The organism is Microcoleus sp. Pol7_B2 (assembly GCF_036701035.1).
Classification (GTDB): Bacteria; Cyanobacteriota; Cyanobacteriia; order Cyanobacteriales; family Microcoleaceae; genus Microcoleus.
In genome coordinates, this window is sequence record NZ_JAUBQB010000046.1 from 21,186 (window position 1) to 42,774 (window position 21,589).

Here is a 21,589-nt window from a genome sequence, read left to right on the forward strand (position 1 = left end):
TTAGGCAAAGAAAAATCAAGCTTTATTTACTCGGACAATAATATAATTTATACATAAAATGATAGTATTCAGGCAATCAAGCCATTTTGCTACTATTATTCTCAATTAATATCCGATCGACAGCGGACGGCAACCACACCCCTACTATTCGGGTCTCCCCACTGTCCCTACCCCTTTAGCAAGATACATTGTTAGAGAAGGAAATACACAAAAATTTACATCTATAATTTGTGTAGTGTTCCAAATCGCTCCTCACCAGCAGCGATACAGCCCTCGCCAAGACAGTAGGATAGAAAAAATATGTTTGAACGCTTTACAGAACAAGCCATTAAAGCAATCATGCTAGCCCAAGAGGAAGCGCGACGCCTCGGTCACAATTTTGTAGGCACCGAGCAAATTCTTCTGGGACTCGTCGGCGAAGGCACTGGCATCGCTGCAAAAGTATTACTGGATATGGGCCTTAACTTGAAAGAGGCGCGCAATGAAATCGAAAATATCATCGGTAGAGGTTCCGGGTTCCTCCCGCCTGAAATTCCTTTTACGCCCCGCGTCAAGCGCATTTTTGAGACGGCGCTGAATGAAGCGCGGCAGTTAGGCCACAATTACATCGGCACCGAGCACATCCTGCTGGGGCTGATTCAGGACGATGAAGGGGTGGCGGCGAAGGTGCTGCAAAACTTGGGAATCGATCGCCAGAGAGTCCGCACGCAGGTAATTCGTGCCGTGGGAGAAGTCGCGGCAGTACCCGGAGGTAGGGGAGATAGCGGCGATCGCAAAATCCCGACTTTAGAAGAATTTGGCACAAACCTGACCAAGTTAGCCGCAGCAGGTAAACTCGACCCCGTAGTGGGCCGCGAAAATGAAATCGAGCGCGTGATCCAAGTGCTCGGCCGCCGCACGAAGAACAATCCAGTATTAGTAGGCGAACCAGGGGTCGGCAAAACAGCCCTCGCCGAAGGCCTAGCCCAGCGGATTGTTAATAGAAACGTCCCGGAAATTTTAGAAGACAAACAAGTAATCAGCCTCGATATGGGTTCGCTGATTGCTGGTACAAAGTTCCGAGGCGAATTTGAAGAACGGCTGACGAAAATCATGGCCGAAATTCGCGCTGCCGGCAACATCATTCTGGTAATTGATGAAATTCACACCTTAGTCGGTGCAGGCGCAATTCAAGGCAGCATGGACGCCTCCAATATGCTCAAACCCGCCCTTGCTAGAGGCGAATTGCAGTGTGTCGGCGCCACTACCTTGGACGAATATCGCAAGCACATCGAGCGCGACGCTGCCTTAGAACGCCGCTTCCAACCGATCAAAGTCGGCGAACCGAGCGTGGCTGAAACAATAGAAATATTGTACGGGTTGCGATCGGCTTACGAACAGCATCACAGACTGACAATTTCCGACGCAGCTTTAGAAGCAGCGGCTACACTGTCAGACAGATACATTAACGATCGGTTTTTGCCAGACAAGGCGATCGACTTAATTGACGAAGCAGGTTCCCGCGTCCGCGTGATGAATTCACAAACCCCGCCCGAAGTTAAAGAACTCAAAAAGCAACTGCCTGCAGTAACAAAAGAAAAAGATGCAGCAGTGCGCGAGCAAGACTTCGACAAAGCTGGAAAATTGCGCGATCGCGAATTAGAAATTGAAGCCGAAATCGCCGAAGCTACGATCAACAAAAGCCAACTCAAAACTTCTCCCATCGTTACCGAAGAAGACATCGCCCACATCGTGGCTAATTGGACGGGAGTACCGGTCAGCAAGCTGACAGAATCCGAATCGGAATTGCTGCTGCACATGGAAGATACTTTGCACCAGCGCTTGATCGGTCAAGAAGAAGCTGTCAGCGCAGTTTCTCGGGCTATCCGTCGCGCGCGGGTAGGCTTGAAAAATCCCAATCGCCCGATCGCCAGTTTCATCTTTTCCGGCCCCACAGGCGTCGGCAAAACAGAACTTACAAAAGCCCTGGCAACTTATTTCTTCGGTTCCGAAGAAGCCATGATTCGGTTAGATATGTCCGAATTCATGGAACGCCACACGGTTTCCAAACTCATCGGTTCCCCTCCCGGTTACGTCGGCTACGATGAAGGCGGCCAACTAACCGAAGCAGTCCGGCGCCGTCCTTACACGGTCATCTTGTTCGACGAAATCGAAAAAGCTCACCCGGATGTCTTCAACATGATGCTGCAAATCTTGGAAGACGGCCGCTTGACGGATGCTAAAGGTCGGACAGTAGACTTTAAGAATACACTGCTGATCATGACCTCAAACATTGGTTCGCGAGTGATTGAAAAAGGCGGTGGCGGTCTCGGTTTCGAGTTTGCTGAAAGTGCCGCAGACGGTCAGTACAACCGCGTTCGCAGCTTGGTAAACGAAGAACTGAAACAGTTTTTCCGTCCCGAATTTATCAACCGCTTGGATGAGATTATCGTCTTCCGCCAGTTGAACAGGGAAGAAGTCAAGCAGATTGCGGACATCATGTTGCAGCAAGTCTTCAGCCGCTTAACCGAACAGGGTATTACTTTGTCGGTGACGGAACGGTTCAAGGACTTGTTAGTTACAGAAGGCTACAATCCCAGCTACGGTGCTCGACCTTTGCGCCGCGCAATCATGCGGTTGTTGGAAGATGTACTGGCTGAGGAAATGCTGTCTGGGAAGCTGAAAGATGGCCAAAAGGCGATCGTTGATGTGGATGAAAACGGTCAGGTTAAGGTAGTGCCCGATGGTTCATCAGAGCCGAAATTGCCAGAATTCGCATTGAGCCATTAATGCGCTCTACAGACGGATAAATAGTGTTGATTAAAAACCCGGTTTCTTTGAGAAACCGGGTTTTTAATTAAATGAAACCAGTTTAAAAAAAGCAACTTTAGGCAAGCTCCAAATCCTTATATAATAAGTCATTCCCCAATCTAAAATCTAAAATCTAAAATCGTATGAGTTTTGGCTCTTTTATCCCAACACATTATCTACAGCAATTTCTATACCGGGAAAAGCTAGGATAGATAAAGTCTGACCTCGCTGGAATCTTTGAATATTTTGGTATCCCGATGGAGAAGGCTCGCGATAAACTACTACACATTGCTCGTTAATATCTACCAGCCAAACTTCTACAATATTGTTTTCGGCATAAAGAGGAATTTTGATATTTCTGTCAGTTTCAGCGGTTGCATCCGCTACTTCCACAATTAGTAAAATATCCTCAGACTGAGGATGTCCCGATTCGTAAAAATCATCGCGCCGTCGCAGCAAGGAAATATCCGGTTCAGGTTCCGAGTGATCGTCCAATTCTACCGGATCTTGAACTCCAATGGTTACTCTCGATAATAAGCGGGTATAAAATAACTCTGTCAGACGCTTGACATGAGATGTATGTCTTTTACCGACGGCGGCCATTTGGACAATTTCTCCTCGAATTAATTCAACTTTATCATCTTTTGTCAAGATGCCAGCTTCAATCATATGATGATATTCTTTGACTGTAAATAACCGCTTAATTAACTGAGTTGTCATCATTGTTCGTACAGGAATATTGGAGTTTTTGTCGGCGCTCCAGGTTTAATAATGTGATTATACTACATCGACCAGTAGTCGCTCAGGATGGCAGGCATTGCCCGCCTTACAAGCACTTAATCTAATCCCACGATTGCAATTGCACAACCCAATGCTGCACCAAAGCAGAAATGCGATCGCGCCGCGTTTCAAAAGTAGCAGCAATCCAGATAAACACAATCCCAAAAGCCAAACCAATCGCCCATTTAATCAGCGGATAATCGAAGATCAGAACCACCAACTGATAGAAAACATTGATTAAAAATACAGCCGTTCCCACAAACAAAAACGCCCGAACTCGCAGCGCCAAACCCGCTGCAATCGCCACTAAACTAAAAGCTGCCGCAACTAAACCGTGGCTTTGCTGAGTCAAAAGAGGTATCCCGCAAATCAGCCCAGTTGCAAGCATTCGCAGAGTGTGGCGCAGCGGTTTTTGTGCTGGTAATTTGAGAGTGCGATCGAAGTGAGTAATATAAAGTAAAGAAAGTCCTAAAGGAGTAACATAAAACTCTGGCTGAGTCAATCCTATTTGCCAGAACCACCGCAGCAAGATCCAATCAATTATCGCCACACTCACATAGGTAAAACGGACTTCCTGCCTTTCCCAAGCCAGGAAAACATAGAAGGCGGCAGCTATCAGCAAGCTAATCGGATAAAACTTAGCCGGACTTTCCAAAATAGTAACTATTGGAATCAGCGAAGCAATTACCTGCCAAGGTTTTTTTGACCAACCCCAATTTTCCCAAGGTAAAATGTAAATGAAATAGGATAATAGGGAAGCGAAGGCAACTTTCCAAGGCCCCAGCGGCCCGGAAATATACTTAACTAAAGGTGTATTGATCCAGTAAAGCCGGATGCCAAAGGCTTCTAGCCAACCTAAGTAAATCCAAATTTCTGCCCATTGGCGATCGAGATTATTTCGCCCTTGCAAGAAAGCATATTGAACTAATAAAGCACCAGTGACTAATCCTAAACTTAGGCCGGACTTAATATCCTCGGCCGAAGCCCAAATCAGCAGCAAACTGCTCAAAACCCAATGCAGGTGAGCAAATATTTTTAACTCTGCATTAGTTAAATGTAAATAATTGCTGAGCCAAGGAGATAAAATGCGATAGATATATGTTAAAGTTGTGCCGAGAGTCGCCAGGACAATTAAGCCGTCGCCAAAAGATCCTCCTGGTGTTTGAAAAAGTTGATATAGTAGCGATTCGTAAGCAGCAACGGACACGCCAATTAATCCTAAATAAACCAAAGGTTTGAATTCTGGTTCCCGCCTACCAATGCCGATCGCAATTAAACACGCCCCCAACACAGTTAAACCAGTCCAATTCGTCAAAGTGTGCGATCGGAAAGTTAAACCCAACACCCCATAAACCAAAGGTATCAAATGAATGCTAGGTAAAATTGTTGGATCGGGGTGGCGGCGGCGCCACACATCACCCAATAATTGAGTAAACAATCCGAGAGCGATATTAGCAACTGCCAAATTAATCGTAGTGCGATCGACAAAACTTAAACCGACTGCTGTCAATAACTCCAAACTCCAAGCCAGAGCATAAATTGCCAGAGGGGAAAGTTGCCGTAAACTTCTGAAAAGAATCGCAGCCATTATCACCAAAATAGCAGCCAAAACTTCAGCAGATGGTGGAAAACTTAAGGTACTGTCTGCGTAGAGTTCATAGGAATAAAAAGTAATAGTTGTTAACAGCAAGCCTGCCAGTAAGATTGCCCATCCATCTAAAGCTCGATCGTAAATTTCAGCTAATTGAGAAGACTCAGGCAAACGGCTGGAAAAACGAACTATTCTGCTGCGAAGCAGCCACATACACAAAAGAGCGATCGCCCCGGCAATTCCCCAATCCCAACCCGACACAAAACCTAATTGATCAATCACCGCAGCTACGAAACTCAAGCCAAACCCCACTCCAATCGCAGCCGCTGGTAGCTCTACTAAAGAGTAAGTATTGACCAACATTAATCCGGCGGCTAAACCAAAACCAATTAACCGATATCCCGGAAAAGTAAAAATTAGAAATTGTGCAAATATTAGGGCGATCGTACTAAAGGTACTGGCAACTCGTTTGTGAGGTACCTCAGTATATTTAGCAACAGCAGTCAAAGCCAAAGGAGTCGCCAGCCATAGCAAACTCCACTGAGGGCGATAAGTTGCAGTACCCGCAATCAAATAATTTTGCAACAAGACAAAGCTAAATCCTGCTAATACTAAGCCTAGATACCAGGAACTTTGGAACCATGCAGGATGCCAGCGGAAAAACCCAGAATTTTCTCTAAAATTCGCCGCTTTCATCCAGACAAAAAATACCCACTCAGCCGCCATAAAAATCAATAATATTGCCGACCAAATATTGGGTGGCTGGTTGGGAAAAAATAAGTCAATTGCCGAAGCGATCGCGCCTAAACCAATAATGTGAGTTATGGGAAGCAAAATTGCCGGATTTCCCCGTTGTTCAGCCGCAGAAGCCGGCCTCGAAACTCGCCGGAAATTATCGGGAATGACGTATTTACAAGTGATCCAACCTAAAATTAAAGTAGAGACTAATAAATTGAGCGATCGCCAAAACGGATTGACAAAACTAATAATAGTTAAAGCACTCCCCAAACCGAGAGCAAGGTTTTCGCCAAAACTGGCAAGTTGAAACTTTCGCTTGCGGTATAGCCACTGCGCTGCACTTACCATTAAAATTAAATAAGGCAACAGCAGAACACCCCAAAAAGCCCAAGGAGTTTCCTGAGAGTTTGTAAGCTGAGCTAAAAATGCCACAACTTGTGTTCTAATCCCTAAAGGAAGCACTCGCCAAAACAGCCAAATACTCTGAAGTCCCACCGCCTCCAGCATTAGCAAATCAAACTCTTGCCAAAACCGCACTAAACGATTGTAAAAAAACCAAACAGCCAATCCGCTAACTGCGATCGCTTGTAGCGGAATGTCGCGAAAACAAACCAGCCACCCCAAACCTAACAAACCCATTCCCGCTAATTGCCATTTAAAAAAATTGCTGGGATTTGGCTGATCGGATATATTGTTTTCAATAGTCCCAGATTGCCGGGGTTGCTGCCAATCTAGCCATGCTAAAAGCACGCCACAAATCGCCAAAGCTAAACCCATTTCAGCGATATTTACATCCTTGACAAATATCGCTCTGCCCAGTAAAATTCCTAATGAATAAGCTACTAAAGCCGCTTTTTTGTAAGTCAAAAAATCTCGGCTTAAACTGAAAGCAGCGGGGAATGTTTCAGTATTTCCCCCACGTTGGATAGATTGCAATCGTTGTTGCTGAACTTGATAAACTGTAGTAGCAGCAGTTCCCACTGTACCCACATAAACCGCAGCCAGGGAAAAGCCTGCCAATGCCCACCCCCAGTGCAAATAACTCAATCCTAAGTGATTTAGGGCGATCGAACGAGTGATGTTTTTTCCTGAAAAGCTTTGATATTGATCTTTTATAATCCGGGCAGTTATCCAAGTCAAAATAAGTGCCGCTGTGATTGCTACTGCCCAATCCCAAGGATACCGCCACAATCCAAAAGTATCCATTGCCCAAAAATTGATCGGCACTAGCAAAAGAGTCACTTCTTGCAAAGTTTGAGCAGTCAAGTGCAAATTAACCTGTCTGTTGGCCCAACTGCTAATCGCCCAAAAGGTTAAAGTATAAGCTAACAAAACTCCATATTGTCCGGCGGCAGGAAATCTTTCCCACTGACTGGCAGCTAAGACTCCAGAGGAGACAACTACCATGAACACTCCTAAAAACAACAGCCACACCACGCTAATTTCTGCCATTAGCGAGTGCAAAATTTGAGCTATAAAATTAGGGGTTTGAGTAGTTTCTGTGGCCCTAGCAACGCTTTCTCTGCTGCTAGGTAATGCTTGAGGCGTTGATAAGGCAGGTACTTTTGGCTCGGCAATAGGAGCTCGCGGGTTCTCAATTTCAGAAAGGTCTACAGCGGGAGCTCTGACTGGGCAGACTAAATACTGCCCGCACAATTCCTCAACCTCAGCGGGCGAAAGTAAACCTAGCCGCAGCCACGCATCTAAACCTGTCAACAACTCAGGATGCGACGCTAAGACGCTCAATTCAATTTTGCTCGATCGATCTTTGGGAGACGACATTGGCTTAAACTTGTACTAAGTACCTTCAAGCTATAGCCTAGATTAATGTCGAGCCAACATGGCAACATTCCGCCATCGCAATTGGCACAATAAGTATTTATAACTAAAGATCTGTCGCAGCCAGTGTCAAACGGTGAAAAAATCCCGCTGATGGGCGTAAACGAGCGTCCATCAGCGGTGAAAAACTCCAAATTAGGACACAGCAGCGGTTTCCTTACCGATCGACATATTTTAACAAAGTGTCCACACTAGCATTGTGGTCTATGAAAGAAAACAAATGTTTGAAGAGGAGTTTTCCATCTGCACCCAAAACAAACTGAGCCGGCAAAGGAGCACCTAAAGCCTGACCGACTTGATAAGCCCGAAAAACTTGACAGCCTGGATCAGAAAGCAGAGGCATTTTCAAGCCTAAATCTCTAACCACAATTTGGCTTTGGCGATCGTCGGTACTGGCAACCATCAATAATTCTATATTGCGATCGGCAAATTTTTCCCAGTTTTCATTCAAAGCTTTAATGTGAGGAAAACAGAAAGGGCAATATTGCTTTTCAGTAAAAATCCGCGTAAAAGCCAGAACTACCGGCTTATCGCCCCGATAATTCGACAGCCGCACCAATTTGCCATTATTAATATCCGGCAATTCAAAGTCTGGCGTCATCTGTCCCAGCTTCAGAACATTACTCGCCGGAACAGGCAATAAATTTTGGAAAAACCGCTCATTTAACAAGCCGCTAAAATTAGTAGAAGTCAGCATATTTCCTAATTGGGTAATTGCTAATTGCTAATTGGTAATTAAAAATCCGGTTAAATAAATGCCTCTGCAGGTACGGACACGGCAGCGCCGTGTCCGTACAAATATAATGTGCTTAAACCGCAGCAAAGAATACCTTAGACTTGACTGGATCGGGAGTCATAGTCTTGTCACCGGGCTGCCAGCCGGCGGGACAAACTTCATCGGGGTGAGACTGGACGTGTTGGATAGCTTGCAGAGTGCGGAGAGTTTCGTCCACGTTGCGGCCGAAGGCAAGATTGTTGATAGTAGAGTGTTGGATGATGCCTTCTTTGTCGATGATGAACAGACCTCTGAGGGCAACGCCTGCTTCTGGGTCGAGGACGTTGTAGTCTGAACTAATTGTTTTTTTGAGGTCAGCAACTAAGGGATAGTTGAGGTCGCCGACACCGCCTGATTTGCGGTCTGTTTGTATCCAAGCGAGGTGGGAGAATTCGCTGTCAACGGATACGCCGAGGATTTCGGTATCGATTTTCTTGAAGTCCTCGAAGCGATCGCTAAATGCTGTAATCTCAGTCGGGCACACAAAGGTGAAGTCCAAGGGGTAGAAGAACAGGACTACATACTTTTTGCCTTTATAGTCTGACAGTTTAACAGTCTTGAATTCCTGATCCACTACGGCTGTGGCTGCGAAATCGGGTGCAGCTTGACCAACCCGGAGGCATTCACTGGTCATAGATTTTGTTTCCTTTTTTACGAACTGTTACAAATATATCATACTCATAACGACTACAAGTATCTTCTCGATCAATCAAAAAAAAGGCTCTCAAATTTGAGAGCGCAGTTTTTTTGATTAAATAATGGCTCAGGCGGGATTTGAACCTGCGACCTTGGGCTTATGAGTCCCCTGCGCTAACCACTGCGCCACTGAGCCAAATCTACTTCACGATTTACCATCGTAGCACGGTAGGGCTAGCTATGTCTTGTTTTCAAACAACAGTATTTCTAATAATATACCGTAAAAGTTATGAGTTTTGGTAATCATTCAAAACCCATAACTTCCGACCAGTCGTTACCGAGAAGCGCTGGACGCATCGTCGGGCAGTAAAGCCATGGGGTTGATAGCACCCTGTCCGGCGGGATGAATTTCAAAGTGCAAGTGCGGCCCGGTACTGAAGCCAGTGCTGCCCATTTCTGAAATCTGTTCCCCTTGAGCGACTCTCTGACCCTTTTGCACCAAAATTCTGCTGTTGTGGGCATAGACAGTCTCAGTGCCGTCAGGATGGGTAATTTCCACCAGATACCCATAGCCGCCGTCGTTCCACTGAGCATAGGTAACCACCCCGTCTGATGCTGCCACAATTGGCGTGCCGATCGGCCCTGCAATATCAATTCCTTTGTGCATCCGTCCCCACCGCCAGCCGTAGCCAGAAGTAAGAACGCCCTTAGACGGCCAAATAAACCCCTTAGCCGACTGTTGTTTGCCGTTAGGCAGATAGGTATCAGGGCTAGAAAGCGGAGGCAGTTCTGGAGAAACCATGCGTCCCAAAGACGGGTTGCTTAGGGGATCGTAACCGTCGGCTCCCAAAGGAGCAGTTGCTACCACAGGCTGCTGCCCAGCAGAGGTCGGCGTCAGGTTGATCGGTTGCAGTTCCGCTGCGCGAGCGGGGTCTAAACGCTCTTGCTGCTGCTTCTGAACCTGTTCAGACCACGCTCTCGATGGCGGTCTGCTGATTTCATTCTGCACCGCCTCAGTATAGTCGGGGGTGTAAAGATATGGATTGACACTTGGCATATCCTCAGACGGGTTGACCGAAGACCCGTCATTTGGAGCTAGGGACACCGCATTGGGGCCGATCGAATTGCGCGAGGCACGATATTCCTCTCGCAGCCGGACAACTTCTGCCCTCAATCGTTCGGAATAAGGGTTGAGAGCTTCTGCGGTAGGGAGAGCCTCCGAATTCGACTCTGGTAAAGCGCTAGTTGGATCGGCATTTGAACCCTGAGCGCTAGTATTTGCCACGAAGCTGAGCGGCTGCGGGTATTCTCCCGTAGCGATGGCGGTAGCAGTTGCACTGGCTGGCCCAGGCAGGGCACTGGTGTCAACTGCACCTGTAAATGTTGGTTCGCCTTGAAGAGCCAGCTTCCCTGGATCGCGAATCGTTTGGGAAACTTGAGTGAGCGGAATGCTGTTAATTTGGGGAACCATCGGCGCTGAAATATTGTTCAGACCTTCCAGGTTCTCCAGGGGAGATACAACAGGCACTTTGGGCGCGGGTACTGCAACGCCAGCACCTGCTATTTCCGAGGTAGACGAGCTGGGGTTCAAAGATGCGGGAACCGAACTCGCTGCCCAGACAGATGTAGAGTTGGAGGCAGAATAAGATGCTGCCACCTCCACCCCTGGATTTTTAAATCCAACTTGGGGAATTTTGAGGCGTTGATTGACATTCAGCAAGTTGGGGTTGCCGAGCTTGTTGACGGAGATCAGATCTTTGGGCGATACGCCGTGACCTTTGGCGATCGCATCTAGGGTATCTCCCGGACGCACGCTGTAGAGAACCTCAGCCGGCGTGGCGGTACTTCCCGCAGGGGGGACTACCACAGCCGAGGGCAAACTGGGTGTTGCCAAAGACTCTTCAATTGACTCGAATGCTCGATCGGGCGATGCTGCTTGACCTCCCCCGGAATTGGGAATTACAGGTGTGGCATCGAGGTCAGGAATAGTTGTCCCAGTTGCATATCCGGGGGAGGTCAGCGTCGGTGTTGACTCGGGCAAAAATGCCGCAGGTGTAGATAAAGTTGCTCCCCCCTCCGACCCGAACATAGTTCGACCCGATTCTGTGGTGCGGTTTTCCTGTTTTTTCAAACTGTCGATCGCCCCGTCTGCATTCGGGATCTCGATCGAACTTTGTTCCGGTACCGTCGTAACCAGCGGGGTCGCTGCGGTTGATGGCAGCGCTGTCCTGGCTGCACTATCCAATGGCTCGGAGCCAGTCAGATTTAACTCTTGTTCGGGATTGACCGTCGCTGCGCGCTCTAGCGAAGCCGATGTGCTATAGCCGGCGTTCTGTTGTGGTGTGGCTTCCGTCGCAGTCGGAATTCTGAGCTGTTGGCCAACTTGGAGTATGGTATCGGGTTGGATGTCGTTGGCAGTTGCTAGTACCAACGGTTCAACTTCATAATCCCGAGAAAGCTCCCAAAGGCTTTGCCCCTCCTGCACCTTAACCGTCGCCGGCTCAGAAGGTGCTCCGGGCTGTTGGGCCTTGGAACCGTCAACTTGTGCGGACGTAGCGGACCCGTTGGCCGATACTGGCTGTACTTCAGCGGTGGATTCTGATGTCGGTGCGAGTTCAGACGCGCGAGCGCTGTCTCCATTTCTCGGTAGCAGAATGCCAGAAGCACCTACCGATATTGCCAGCCCGATCGTGGCGAGAGAGCGAACTCTGCCTGTGCTGAGCGTTGTCTGTTTGGATGGTTCCGCAGAACCGTCTCTGTCGATTTCACTAGCCTGAACAGGCTTAATTTGGGGATATGTTCGTTTCAAAAAAACGACCTCCTACTGAGAAGCGCTAACTGTCCTTGGAAACACTCAAGGGGATCGCATGACGCTGAGTTTAAATCAACAAGCAAAAATATTCTGATTGTTGACAGCTATCATGCTTAGGCCAGATTACCTTGCTTTTTTAATTTAGACAAGCTCAAACCGTCATAAATTTTAAAATTCTCGGTCAAACCTGCTGCAATTAACCCCACAAGCCTTACACCGCAATAGCTGGAACGAATACATAAAATCTTCGTTCCGGTAAGGCTCTGAACTCTCACCTATTATCAGACTTTAGGCTAATTTCCGGACAACCTACAACCGTATATTTACTAGATATAGTGTTCAGACCCAAGCTGGTACTCGCTCACGCCCTAAATCGCTAAAATCCTCTGTTTTTGTTGCTGAATCATCTTGGGAGTAATTTGGTGTTGCTGATAACAATCTGTTTTTGAATGAATAAAATATATTAATGTCGGCTATCTAGATTTTCACCCCTTTGATACAAATTTCTTATACTTAAATGGAGATTTGGCAGCCTCCGGCAGCTATTAAATATCTATATATTTATGTGTTGATAATGATTTATCCCAGCTCTCCCAACTGTCGTTTAGCCTCAAATAAACCCACAGTGGCGCTGACGGAGAGGTTCAAACTCCTGACTCCAGGCTGGCTCATCGGAATAAAAAGTGTGGCGTCGCAGGCATCCAAGACGAATTGGGGAATGCCTACAGTTTCCGAGCCAAACATCAGCCAGTCGTTGGGCTGAAATTGGAATTGCGCGTAATTGCATCGCCCGCCAGTGCTGAATCCGATCGATCGTCCCCCGCGCTGCTCCCGATAGGCCTGAAAAGCCGCTAAGTCTTCGTGGCAGTGGAGGTTGACGTAGGGCCAGTAATCTAAGCCTGCCCGTTTCAGGTAGCGATCGCTAATTTCAAACCCCAGCGGGCCCACTAAATGCAGTTCTGTGCCTGTGGCAGCGCAAGTGCGGGCGATATTGCCAGTATTTGGGGGGATTTGCGGGTGAATCAAGACAAGTTGGGGCATGAAGCTAATTAAAAGCGAACAATACAGCTATTGGGAAATTTAAAAAACCACCCACAGGTAGATATACCTTATAGCTTTTATTTATAACCTTTGTCGAACTCCATTGATTAAATATTCTGATTTGTTTTTGGGAGTCGCTCTGCAACTTTTGACCGGGAGGTGCGGGCTATTTGTATTGGCTGAGTACGCATAGCCAGGGGGCTAGTGAAAGCCCCCGTTATAATAACGGCGGGTACTTCAGGCAACTAACTGGGCGCACAAGTTGTCTTCTAGCTCCCATTCTTGGTGAGCCATCCCCTGAATCCCTTGCAGAATAATACTGCGGGTGTCCGAACCGCCCTCGTGTAGCTTCAACCACTGCTGGGCCGTGTTGCCTTCCCGGAGAATCTTTTTGAGTGGCGAGAGAAAGCAACTAAAGCCGCGTTTTTTGGCTATAGGCCACACTTCGCGGTAAATTTCCTCAATCCAATCTCGTGCCAGAATAGTCCTGCCGTCCTGCCAGTGGGTTAGTGGAGCATCCAAACTTTGCCGGGATGCAGCAATTTCGTTGGCGTCTGTGAGAGCAACTAAGTCTTGGTTGCGGGTGGCCGCCGGTAAGGTGCTGAGTTCTAAGGGGTCTAAGCTGGGGTCTTCCATCATCTGCCCAATGCGAGCTTCTAGTAAGGCAGTGATGGCCAACAAAGCCAGAGGATTGACTTCGAGGTCGCAAATTCTCAGTTCGAGGCGGTTGAGACAGTAGGGGCGACGATCGCCATTGGGTCGCACTGCAGACCACAAATGGCGGACGTTTTGCATAGTACCGAGTTCTAGCTGTTCTTCAGTCCACTGAATGTAATGCTTGTGACTTTCAAACAGAGGGACGATGGCGGGAGTTTTGGGAAACAAACCCCACCGAGTGGAATGATAGCCCGTGGCTTCGCCGTCGAGGAAGGGAGAAGAGGCGCTCAAGGCAAGGTATAGCGGTGCTTCGACGCGGGCGAGGCGGATGGCCCGCATCAGCATTTCTGGTTGGGAGATGCCGATGTTGATGTGAATGCTGGCGGTGACGACTTTGGTGCCGTAGGTTTGCTCGATGTAGGTGTGGTAGGGGTTGTTGGGATCGGATCTGTAAAATCGATCGCTTCCTCCGAGAGACAAGGTACTTCCCGGCAGCAAGGTATAGTCGCCCAATTGTTTGAGATACTCGCGCAGCCGGACTCGCGGCTTGACTAAGGCGCACAACAGGCGATCGTAGCTGCACAGCGGGGCGGTCGTGTACTCCACATTGCGGCTATCAGGCTCCCGCACAAACCCCTCTAAATCGGCAACTATGCGATCGGAGAGACCGACAACCTCACCTTCGGGAGTGCCGGTATACATTTCTACTTCAAAGCCTTTTGATAGCAGCACGTTTGTTCCTCAGCTAAGTTGAGTGCTAATTTCTAGTATCCCAAAAATTGACCGGTTCATACTATCTTCCACGAGGCAGAGTTGAAATTTTTCGCCACGGGCACTGAAACCGGGTGTTTCGGCGCCGGCAAGTTTGAGCGTTTGTGTGTTAGTTGCGGGCCCGCCACGACAAATACTCCCCTCGCAAAGAATTCCCGAGGCGGTTTTAGAGTCAAAAAGGCTGTTTGTTCGATCGCGGACGTGTTTCATGGGGCATTCGTGACGATCGAACTTATGGTGAATAGAACCCACTCCTGCCTCCGTTCGTCATCTGTTTTCTGCCTTGAGGGGGATAGCCGCAGATATATCTTGGGTGCGATTCTAAAAGATCACTCTGCAATAGTTTTGAGCTATTATTAACCCCTAAAAATCCCTGTGAAAGAGCAAGAAAGAACCCCTCCCAATTTTTGGAATATGCTAAGCAATTTAGCCTTAGTCCGGTTTTTGCTTTTATTTGCTTCTGGTTGGGCTGGACTGCAACTTTTAGCTTACTTTGAAACTGCAGTCGCGGTTTTCACCATTGCTGCACTCGTGGCTTTTTTGCTCAACTATCCGGTGCGAACTCTCCAAAGATTTTTACCGCGAAGTTTAGCTGTCGCCTTCGTTGTCTTGCTCACCATTTTAGTTTTGGGCGGTCTCACCGTCACTGTAGGCGTCACTCTTTTATCTCAAGGACAGCAATTAATTGACAGCATGACTGAATTTTTGAATGCTCTGGCGCCTCTGTCCGAGCGCATCGAAGCATTTCTGCGGGCGAGAAACCTGCAAGTTAACCTGCGAGTTATTGAGGAACAACTGCGAAATCAAGCTTTGGCGGGAGTTGTATCGAGTATTGCTTTTTTACAAGTATTTTTAACCAATTTATTGAATTTAATATTAATTTTGGTGGTGGCTTCTTTCATGTTACTTGATGGAGAGAGGCTGTGGGTGTTAGTTCTCAAATTTATACCTCGACACCTGCACAGGCGTTTAAGCGTAACAATAGAGAAAAACTTTTTAGGATTTTTTCAGGCACAAATCCTATTAATGTTATTTTTGACAACAGCAAGTTTTTTAATTTTTCTGCTGTTAGATGTGAAATTTCCCTTGATTTTAGCCTTTATTATCGGATTGTTTGATTTAGTTCCAGGGATCGGAGCGACGCTGGGAATTAGCTTAGTTTGTTTTATTGTATTGTCTCAAAATGTGTGGCTATCTTTAAAAGTATTGGCAGCTTGCATTGTTTTGCAGCAAATTCAAGACAACTTTATTCATCCCAGACTGATGCAAAATTCCCTTAACCTCAATCCGGTAGTGGTATTTTTTGCACTGTTAGTCGGGGCAAGATCAGCAGGACTTTTAGGTATATTTCTGGCGATTCCGCTAGCGGGAGTGATAGTTAGCTGGTTTGACATTGAAGAAATGCAAGCGGAAGGTTAGTTGATACAGCCCTCCTACTTTATATCAAATCCGGCTGAAAAATTCGGTTTTAACCTGCCGACTCAAAGTCCCCTGATTCAAAAACTCTCCTGTTCCCAAAGGGCAACTAAAAGTCAAAAGAAAAAAGCAATGTAGGGTACACCTTACTGCGTCAAGTCAATGAATAAATTGCAAGTCAGTAGGAAATCTTTCTTCTTCTGGTTCTGGATCATAAATGTAATCGCAGTCAAAACGCAGAGCTTGAGAGTGGCGGCTGATAGAAAATCCGCAATTACTCACCATTTCTGTAGTAAAAGTTGCCATGACTAACTCAATGAGCCTTCTGTAGGAAATGTTAGGTAGTTGAACGTAATAGGTGCGTCTGGCAAAAAAGATTCTCTCATCTTTCGGGAGAATTATGCCATTAATTCTGTGTGCGTGTTGAATCGGCTTGATATAGGTTTCAATAAACTGCGACTGATTTTTTTGCAGTCTCGCTAATCTTTCGTGTTGCAACCAGCTCATTTGAAACACAATTTTAATAAATTCAAAACCTAAAATGTAGTTAAAAACATTATTACGTTCTTCTGTACTCAAGACGAAGCGGAGTGCAGATTCTAAATATTGGTCAGTTTCTCTGCGCGATTGTTGAGCTGAGTGGATATAAAATTGTTTGATGTAGCTTCTTAAATCTGATTCGTTTAATTGTTTTTTGACCCGAAATCTGATTAAATACTCTTTGACTCGGTGTAGAGTATCTACATCTTCAAACATTTTTGAGACTAAACCGTCGGCTGTATAATTATCTAAAAATTCTGCTTGCAAGTCGGGAGTAGATGCACACAATATGTAGCAGAGGGACAAAACATAGCGCCGTTGGTTCCAAGGCAAGCTTTGGGCCCATTCTTTAACTTCTACAGGGAGTTTTTGCAGCACGGTATCTGTGTGGGGGAGTTGAGCAAGGTCGGCATATTTATGTTTTTGTTTAATCATTGCCTGAAACCTTATATTAGTAAGTATACAGAGTAGTAGATCGCAGAGGATGGGAGAGGGGAGCTGCGAGGGAGGGCTGCCACTTATTCTGTCTTATTTTCTTGCCATCTATCTAAATATACATTCTGGATGCAACAGAGGGCGTGATCTGTCTCACACTTTAGCGAGTTTTAAATCACAAATGCTAGCTCTTCGCATCACATTTTGCGACTGTGAGTGTCACCCATAAAACTTATTCACGTCACCGGAGTAACAGTGGGTTTCGTTGAGGATTAAGTCGAGTGATTCATAAGTTTTTGTTAGTAATTATTACTGAGATCAATCATGAACTGGACTACAAGTATTTTCCCGAAAAATCAGTGCCAAGACTTAACTTTTTGCGATCGCCTCTTGCAACAAGTGCCACAGTGGCTCGATAGCATTGCAGTGGGAGAGCCACCAGTAACTCAGTGGTGTGCCAACTTATACTCACCCGGTGTTCTTGTGAGAGAGATATCTAGTTATTGGGACACCATTTTTTCCATATACTGCCTATGTGCAAACTTAATCCTGTGTATGAGGAATTAATTGGGTTAAGCTGTTGGTCTCTCTCGTTTTGGGGTGGGGTCAGCCAGAACAGATACAAGTTTCCGACAAGAGTAGTGAGCAACCCAAAGTTTTAGCTCCTAGTTCCAACTCCCAGATGTATCTGTGGAGTAAATCTAACATCTAAAATCGACTGAGGTATGCGGCGAAGATGTAACCCTGTACTGCTGATTGAGGGGTGTCATACCTCGATCACCCATTGATATCAATTATTTATGGGGTCTGTCACTCTGGTAGTTGCGAGAGCCCTAATTTAAGCCATAATTGTTGATAATATCAAGGGATGCCTGTCGATAGGAGTGGGTATCCATCGTGGCGCTTAAGCCAAAAATAACATCAAGCGGTAGCAGCAAAAGCAATAACTATAAAAATAATTTAATAATCTAGGTGGGATTAGGGAAGTGAATATGTTTAACGCAACTGAACTGCTGATTAAGGCTTTTGTCAATCGCCTGATTGAAGGCTACCGCCACACTTATGGCGGGTTTAAATCTGACTATGGCGAGATTATTGCTTGGGTGGCGAGTATGGCTTTAGAAAATATTGCTAATAGCGATGCTCTTTACCATAATGTCGAACACACTATTTTAGTAACCTTGGTGGGACAAGCAATTCTGGGTGGGAAGCACATCCGCGAAGGGGGTGTTTCCTGCGAAGATTGGCTGCACTTCCACATTGCTTTGCTATGTCACGATATCGGGTATGTTAAAGGTGTCTGCCGACAAGATAGAACAGATTTGGGACTGTATGCAACGGGAATAGGCGACCTGAAATTAACACTGCCTCCAGGGGCGACGGATGCTAGTTTGATGCTTTATCATGTCGATCGCGGAAAAATGTTTATTGACGAGCGTTTTGGCAGCCACAAACTGATTGATGCTGAGCTGGTTAAGCGTAATATTGAGCTGACTCGTTTCCCAGTTCCTGCTGATGAAGATTATCAAGATATTGTAAATTACCCGGGTTTAGTTCGGGCTGCTGATTTAATTGGTCAGTTGAGTGATCCGCGATATTTGCAAAAGATTGCGGCGCTGTTTTACGAGTTTGAGGAGACTGGGCAAAATCTGGTTTTGGGCTATCAGAACCCGGGGGAGTTGCGGGATGGTTATCCGAAGTTTTATTGGAATGTGGTTTATCGGTATGTGAAGGATGCGATCGGCTATTTGGAACTGACGCAGCAGGGGAAACAAGTGGTTGCTAATTTGAGCGCGAATGTTTTTCGGGTGGAGCATTCTCAGGTTCCAGAGTCTGCGGTGGCTGTAGTTAGCTAGGGTTGGGGTGGATGTCGGGCGATCGCTCTTTTCAACTGATTCGCGGTCAAGGTTACTTTAAGTTAAAATCTATAATTGCTTTGACAATTACTGATTTTGAAATGTTTGGCAATGACCAAGAAGTAATTTCTCATTTTGTGTTTACGGATAAAAACAGTTTATTTGATTATGTCGATCCATAGATTGAACTAATATTTATCGAATTGCCAAAATAAAATAACCAATTGGATGAGTTAGGAACTTTGACTGATAAGTGGATTTATTTTAAGAAAAATGCTCCCAGCTTGGAAATAGTGCCGTCAACAATGGAAACAGTATCGGAAATACAGCAAGCCTTTGCGATTGCCAATGAAACTAATTTGAATCCAGAGGAGTTGGCATATTTAGAAGAACACGAAATGTTTATTCTCCATCAGCAGCGTGTCTTGCTCAAGGGAATTGAAAAAGGCATCGCACAAGGCAGAGAACAAGGCATCCCAGGAGGCAGAGAAGAAGGAATCGCGCTAGGAATGAGAGAAAAGGCTCTATAAATTGCTAGGCAACTTCTCAATGTCCTTGACAATCAAACCATTAGTCAAACTACTGGTTTGAGCGTTGAAGATATCCAAAACTTGCGGGAGGAATAGAAGGAAGGGAAAAAGTGCGATCACACAATGAGTGCACCTTTTCTCGTTAACAGGCTCAGCCTGGTAGCACTGGTTTTTGAGGCTCTGCCTCTGTGATTGAGAATTACGCTAAATATTAACTCTCATCCACCTAATACTCAAGGATGAGCTTGCCCTCTCTCTAAAGGAAGATTTCATTAAACGAGTAAATTCCGTATGATGCTCTAAAAGTAAGTTAGAGGGGAAAGCTATCTCCGACTGTAGCTCCGAATAACTGACCAATCTTACAATATAAAAAAATACATCTCATGACATCAGTCACTCCAAATCAAACTTCCTCTCAATACGAAGTTAGCGAAGCCGAAGAAAAAATTGACTCTCTGGTAGAAGAAGTTAAGCCAGAAAGCGAACTCGATTTAGAATTCCTCTACACCAGAGACATTGAATTCCGACAAGAAACAATTTATTTCATTGTAGTCGATCGCTTTTACGACGGCGACCCCGCAAATAACGAAGGCCCCAACCCAGAACTTTACGATCCAGAAGGCAAAGATTGGGGCAAATATTGGGGCGGCGACTTGCAGGGAGTTATCGACAAACTCGATTACTTAAAAGATATGGGAGTTACCGCAGTTTGGCTGACTCCACTGTTCGAGCAAGTTGAAGCATTATTTGTCGAACAAGCTGCAATTCACGGCTACTGGACTAAAGATTTTAAGCGACTAAATCCCCGCTTCATTGCCACAGGCGACAATCCTTCTATCAACCAAACACAAGAAACTAAAGATACCGTATTTGACAAATTAGTATACGAGTTGCACCAGCGAAATATGAAACTCGTGCTCGATATTGTCTGCAATCACAGCAACCCAGATTTTAGTGGTAAAAAAGGGGAACTCTACGACGACGGCGTAAAAATAGCTGACTTTAACGACGATGAAGATGACTGGTATCACCACTACGGCGAAGTCACAAACTGGGAAGATGAATGGCAAGTCCAAAACTGCGAACTCTCGGGTTTAGCAACTTTCAACGAAAACAATATTGCATACCGCAATTACATTAAGTCAGCAATTAAACAATGGCTGGACAGAGGCGTTGATGCTTTGCGGGTTGATACAGTCAAGCATATGCCTATTTGGTTTTGGCAGGAGTTTAATGCTGACATTTTAACACACAGACCTGATGTTTTCATTTTTGGCGAATGGATTTACAGCGACCCTAGAAACGATCGTTCTGTGGAATTTGTCAACGAGTCGGGGATGACTATTTTAGATTTTGGTCTGTGCGTGGCAATTCGAGAAGTATTGGGAAAGGGTGCGGAGGCGGGATTTAAGTTAGTCCAAGATGTCCTGAATTTGGATCACCGCTACTACGGGGCGACGGAGTTGATTACTTTTATTGACAACCACGATATGCCGAGGTTTCAGTCGTTGAATCCCGATCCAGAAATGCTGCGGTTAGCGATAGGTTTAATTATGACGACTCGCGGCATTCCTTGCATTTATTACGGCACCGAACAGTATCTTCACGATGATACCGAAGGGGGAAACGACCCCTACAACCGCCCGATGATGGAAAAGTGGGATACTGATTCGCCGATTTATCGAGATGTGCGGTTGCTGTCGGGCTTGCGGCGGCTGAATCCAGCTATTTCGATGGGGAGTCAGTGGCAAAAATATCTAACTGCTGATGTTTATTGTTACGTGCGTCGCTATCGCGATTCCGTGGTGTTTGTAGCGATGAATCGGGGCAATTCTGTGACACTTAAAGAGGTGGATACTGAGCTGCCTGATGGAGAGCATACGGAGGTTTTATCCCGCCGTAAGTTTGAAGTTAAAGATGGAATGCTGTACAACTTAGAGTTGGGTTCGCGGGAAGTAATGATTTTTAGCCGCGTCGGAGAGCGAGTTAAGGCGAAAACTATTGTGCGGGCGCAGCTTAACAGCGTTAGAACTCAGCCTGGGGAAAGAATTGTGGTGATTGGAGATTGTCCTGAATTGGGGAATTGGGATATTAGTAAGGGCTACCCCTTAGAGTATATCAATACTAATACTTGGTTTGGGGAAATTCCTTTTAATGAAAGTGCGGGGAAGTTGATTTCTTATAAGTATGCGCTGCTACGGGAAGGACTGTCGCCGCTGCGAGAAAATCTGGTTTGTCGCCGCTGGGTTTTAGTTTCGGAAGGGACTGTGAAATGGCGGGATAAGTGGGCGAGTGGACGGGAGTCTTAATAGTTTTGATTTCGGAGTTTTGAGTGAAACCGTTTTAGGCACATAAACCGGGTTTGATGAACGAAAATACTTC

16 protein-coding genes and 1 tRNA gene are annotated in these 21,589 nt (G+C 46.1%); 7 read left to right on the plus strand and 10 right to left on the minus strand.

What is annotated here, in order from left to right; all coding sequences use genetic code 11:
• The first annotated feature begins 300 nt into the window (after nt 1-300).
• Entirely contained in the window at nt 301-2,769 is a 2,469-nt protein-coding gene (locus QUA57_RS17660) for an ATP-dependent Clp protease ATP-binding subunit (RefSeq protein WP_333037761.1), read from the plus strand.
• A 180-nt stretch (nt 2,770-2,949) separates the two neighbouring features.
• On the opposite strand, the gene QUA57_RS17665 is transcribed toward QUA57_RS17660, so the two are convergent.
• The 9 genes from QUA57_RS17665 to QUA57_RS17705 all read right to left on the minus strand — a co-directional run bounded on the left by QUA57_RS17665 (nt 2,950) and on the right by QUA57_RS17705 (nt 14,682).
• Entirely contained in the window at nt 2,950-3,510 is a 561-nt protein-coding gene (locus tag QUA57_RS17665) for a Uma2 family endonuclease (RefSeq protein WP_445304487.1), read from the minus strand.
• Nucleotides 3,511-3,631: 121 nt separating this feature from the next.
• Nucleotides 3,632-7,681 (minus strand): hypothetical protein, encoded by a 4,050-nt coding sequence (locus QUA57_RS17670; RefSeq protein WP_333062626.1) that lies wholly within the window; start codon nt 7,679-7,681, stop codon nt 3,632-3,634.
• 214 nt (nt 7,682-7,895) lie between these two features.
• Nucleotides 7,896-8,435 (minus strand): redoxin domain-containing protein, encoded by a 540-nt coding sequence (locus tag QUA57_RS17675; RefSeq protein WP_333062624.1) that lies wholly within the window; start codon nt 8,433-8,435, stop codon nt 7,896-7,898.
• Between the two features lie 112 nt (nt 8,436-8,547).
• A complete protein-coding gene (locus QUA57_RS17680; protein ID WP_190663488.1) occupies nt 8,548-9,147 on the minus strand; it encodes a peroxiredoxin in 600 nt (199 codons plus the stop codon).
• Nucleotides 9,148-9,272: 125 nt separating this feature from the next.
• Nucleotides 9,273-9,345 (minus strand) — tRNA-Met (locus QUA57_RS17685).
• Nucleotides 9,346-9,483: 138 nt separating this feature from the next.
• Nucleotides 9,484-11,958 carry a peptidoglycan DD-metalloendopeptidase family protein gene (locus tag QUA57_RS17690; protein WP_333062622.1) on the minus strand — a complete coding sequence of 825 codons (2,475 nt, stop codon included), beginning with the start codon at nt 11,956-11,958 and terminating at the stop codon, nt 9,484-9,486.
• A gap of 582 nt (nt 11,959-12,540) precedes the next feature.
• Nucleotides 12,541-13,002 (minus strand): tRNA (cytidine(34)-2'-O)-methyltransferase, encoded by a 462-nt coding sequence (locus QUA57_RS17695; RefSeq protein ID WP_333037752.1) that lies wholly within the window; start codon nt 13,000-13,002, stop codon nt 12,541-12,543.
• Nucleotides 13,003-13,239: 237 nt separating this feature from the next.
• On the minus strand, nt 13,240-14,391 hold the full coding sequence (gene gshA, locus QUA57_RS17700; RefSeq protein WP_333062621.1) for a glutamate--cysteine ligase: 1,152 nt from the start codon (nt 14,389-14,391) through the stop codon (nt 13,240-13,242).
• A 9-nt stretch (nt 14,392-14,400) separates the two neighbouring features.
• Nucleotides 14,401-14,682 (minus strand): hypothetical protein, encoded by a 282-nt coding sequence (locus tag QUA57_RS17705; protein WP_333062620.1) that lies wholly within the window; start codon nt 14,680-14,682, stop codon nt 14,401-14,403.
• A 123-nt stretch (nt 14,683-14,805) separates the two neighbouring features.
• Between QUA57_RS17705 and QUA57_RS17710 the strand changes: the two genes are divergently transcribed.
• Nucleotides 14,806-15,849 (plus strand): AI-2E family transporter, encoded by a 1,044-nt coding sequence (locus tag QUA57_RS17710; RefSeq protein WP_333062618.1) that lies wholly within the window; start codon nt 14,806-14,808, stop codon nt 15,847-15,849.
• Nucleotides 15,850-16,005: 156 nt separating this feature from the next.
• Here QUA57_RS17710 and QUA57_RS17715 read toward each other — a convergent pair whose 3' ends face one another.
• A complete protein-coding gene (locus tag QUA57_RS17715; protein WP_333037746.1) occupies nt 16,006-16,821 on the minus strand; it encodes a cobyrinic acid a,c-diamide synthase in 816 nt (271 codons plus the stop codon).
• Between the two features lie 503 nt (nt 16,822-17,324).
• Between QUA57_RS17715 and QUA57_RS28720 the strand changes: the two genes are divergently transcribed.
• The 5 genes from QUA57_RS28720 (at nt 17,325) to QUA57_RS17735 (ending at nt 21,516) form a co-directional block, all read left to right on the plus strand.
• A complete protein-coding gene (locus tag QUA57_RS28720; RefSeq protein WP_445251965.1) occupies nt 17,325-17,483 on the plus strand; it encodes a Mo-dependent nitrogenase C-terminal domain-containing protein in 159 nt (52 codons plus the stop codon).
• 330 nt (nt 17,484-17,813) lie between these two features.
• Nucleotides 17,814-18,677 carry an Npun_R2479 family HD domain-containing metalloprotein gene (locus tag QUA57_RS17720; protein ID WP_333062616.1) on the plus strand — a complete coding sequence of 288 codons (864 nt, stop codon included), beginning with the start codon at nt 17,814-17,816 and terminating at the stop codon, nt 18,675-18,677.
• 11 nt (nt 18,678-18,688) lie between these two features.
• The gene (locus tag QUA57_RS17725; RefSeq protein ID WP_333062615.1) at nt 18,689-18,859 is read left to right on the plus strand and encodes a hypothetical protein; all 171 of its coding nucleotides are present in this window, start codon (nt 18,689-18,691) and stop codon (nt 18,857-18,859) included.
• A gap of 60 nt (nt 18,860-18,919) precedes the next feature.
• On the plus strand, nt 18,920-19,207 hold the full coding sequence (locus QUA57_RS17730; protein WP_333062613.1) for a hypothetical protein: 288 nt from the start codon (nt 18,920-18,922) through the stop codon (nt 19,205-19,207).
• Between the two features lie 383 nt (nt 19,208-19,590).
• A complete protein-coding gene (locus tag QUA57_RS17735) occupies nt 19,591-21,516 on the plus strand; it encodes an alpha-amylase family glycosyl hydrolase (RefSeq protein ID WP_333062611.1) in 1,926 nt (641 codons plus the stop codon).
• Nucleotides 21,517-21,589: the final 73 nt, after the last annotated feature.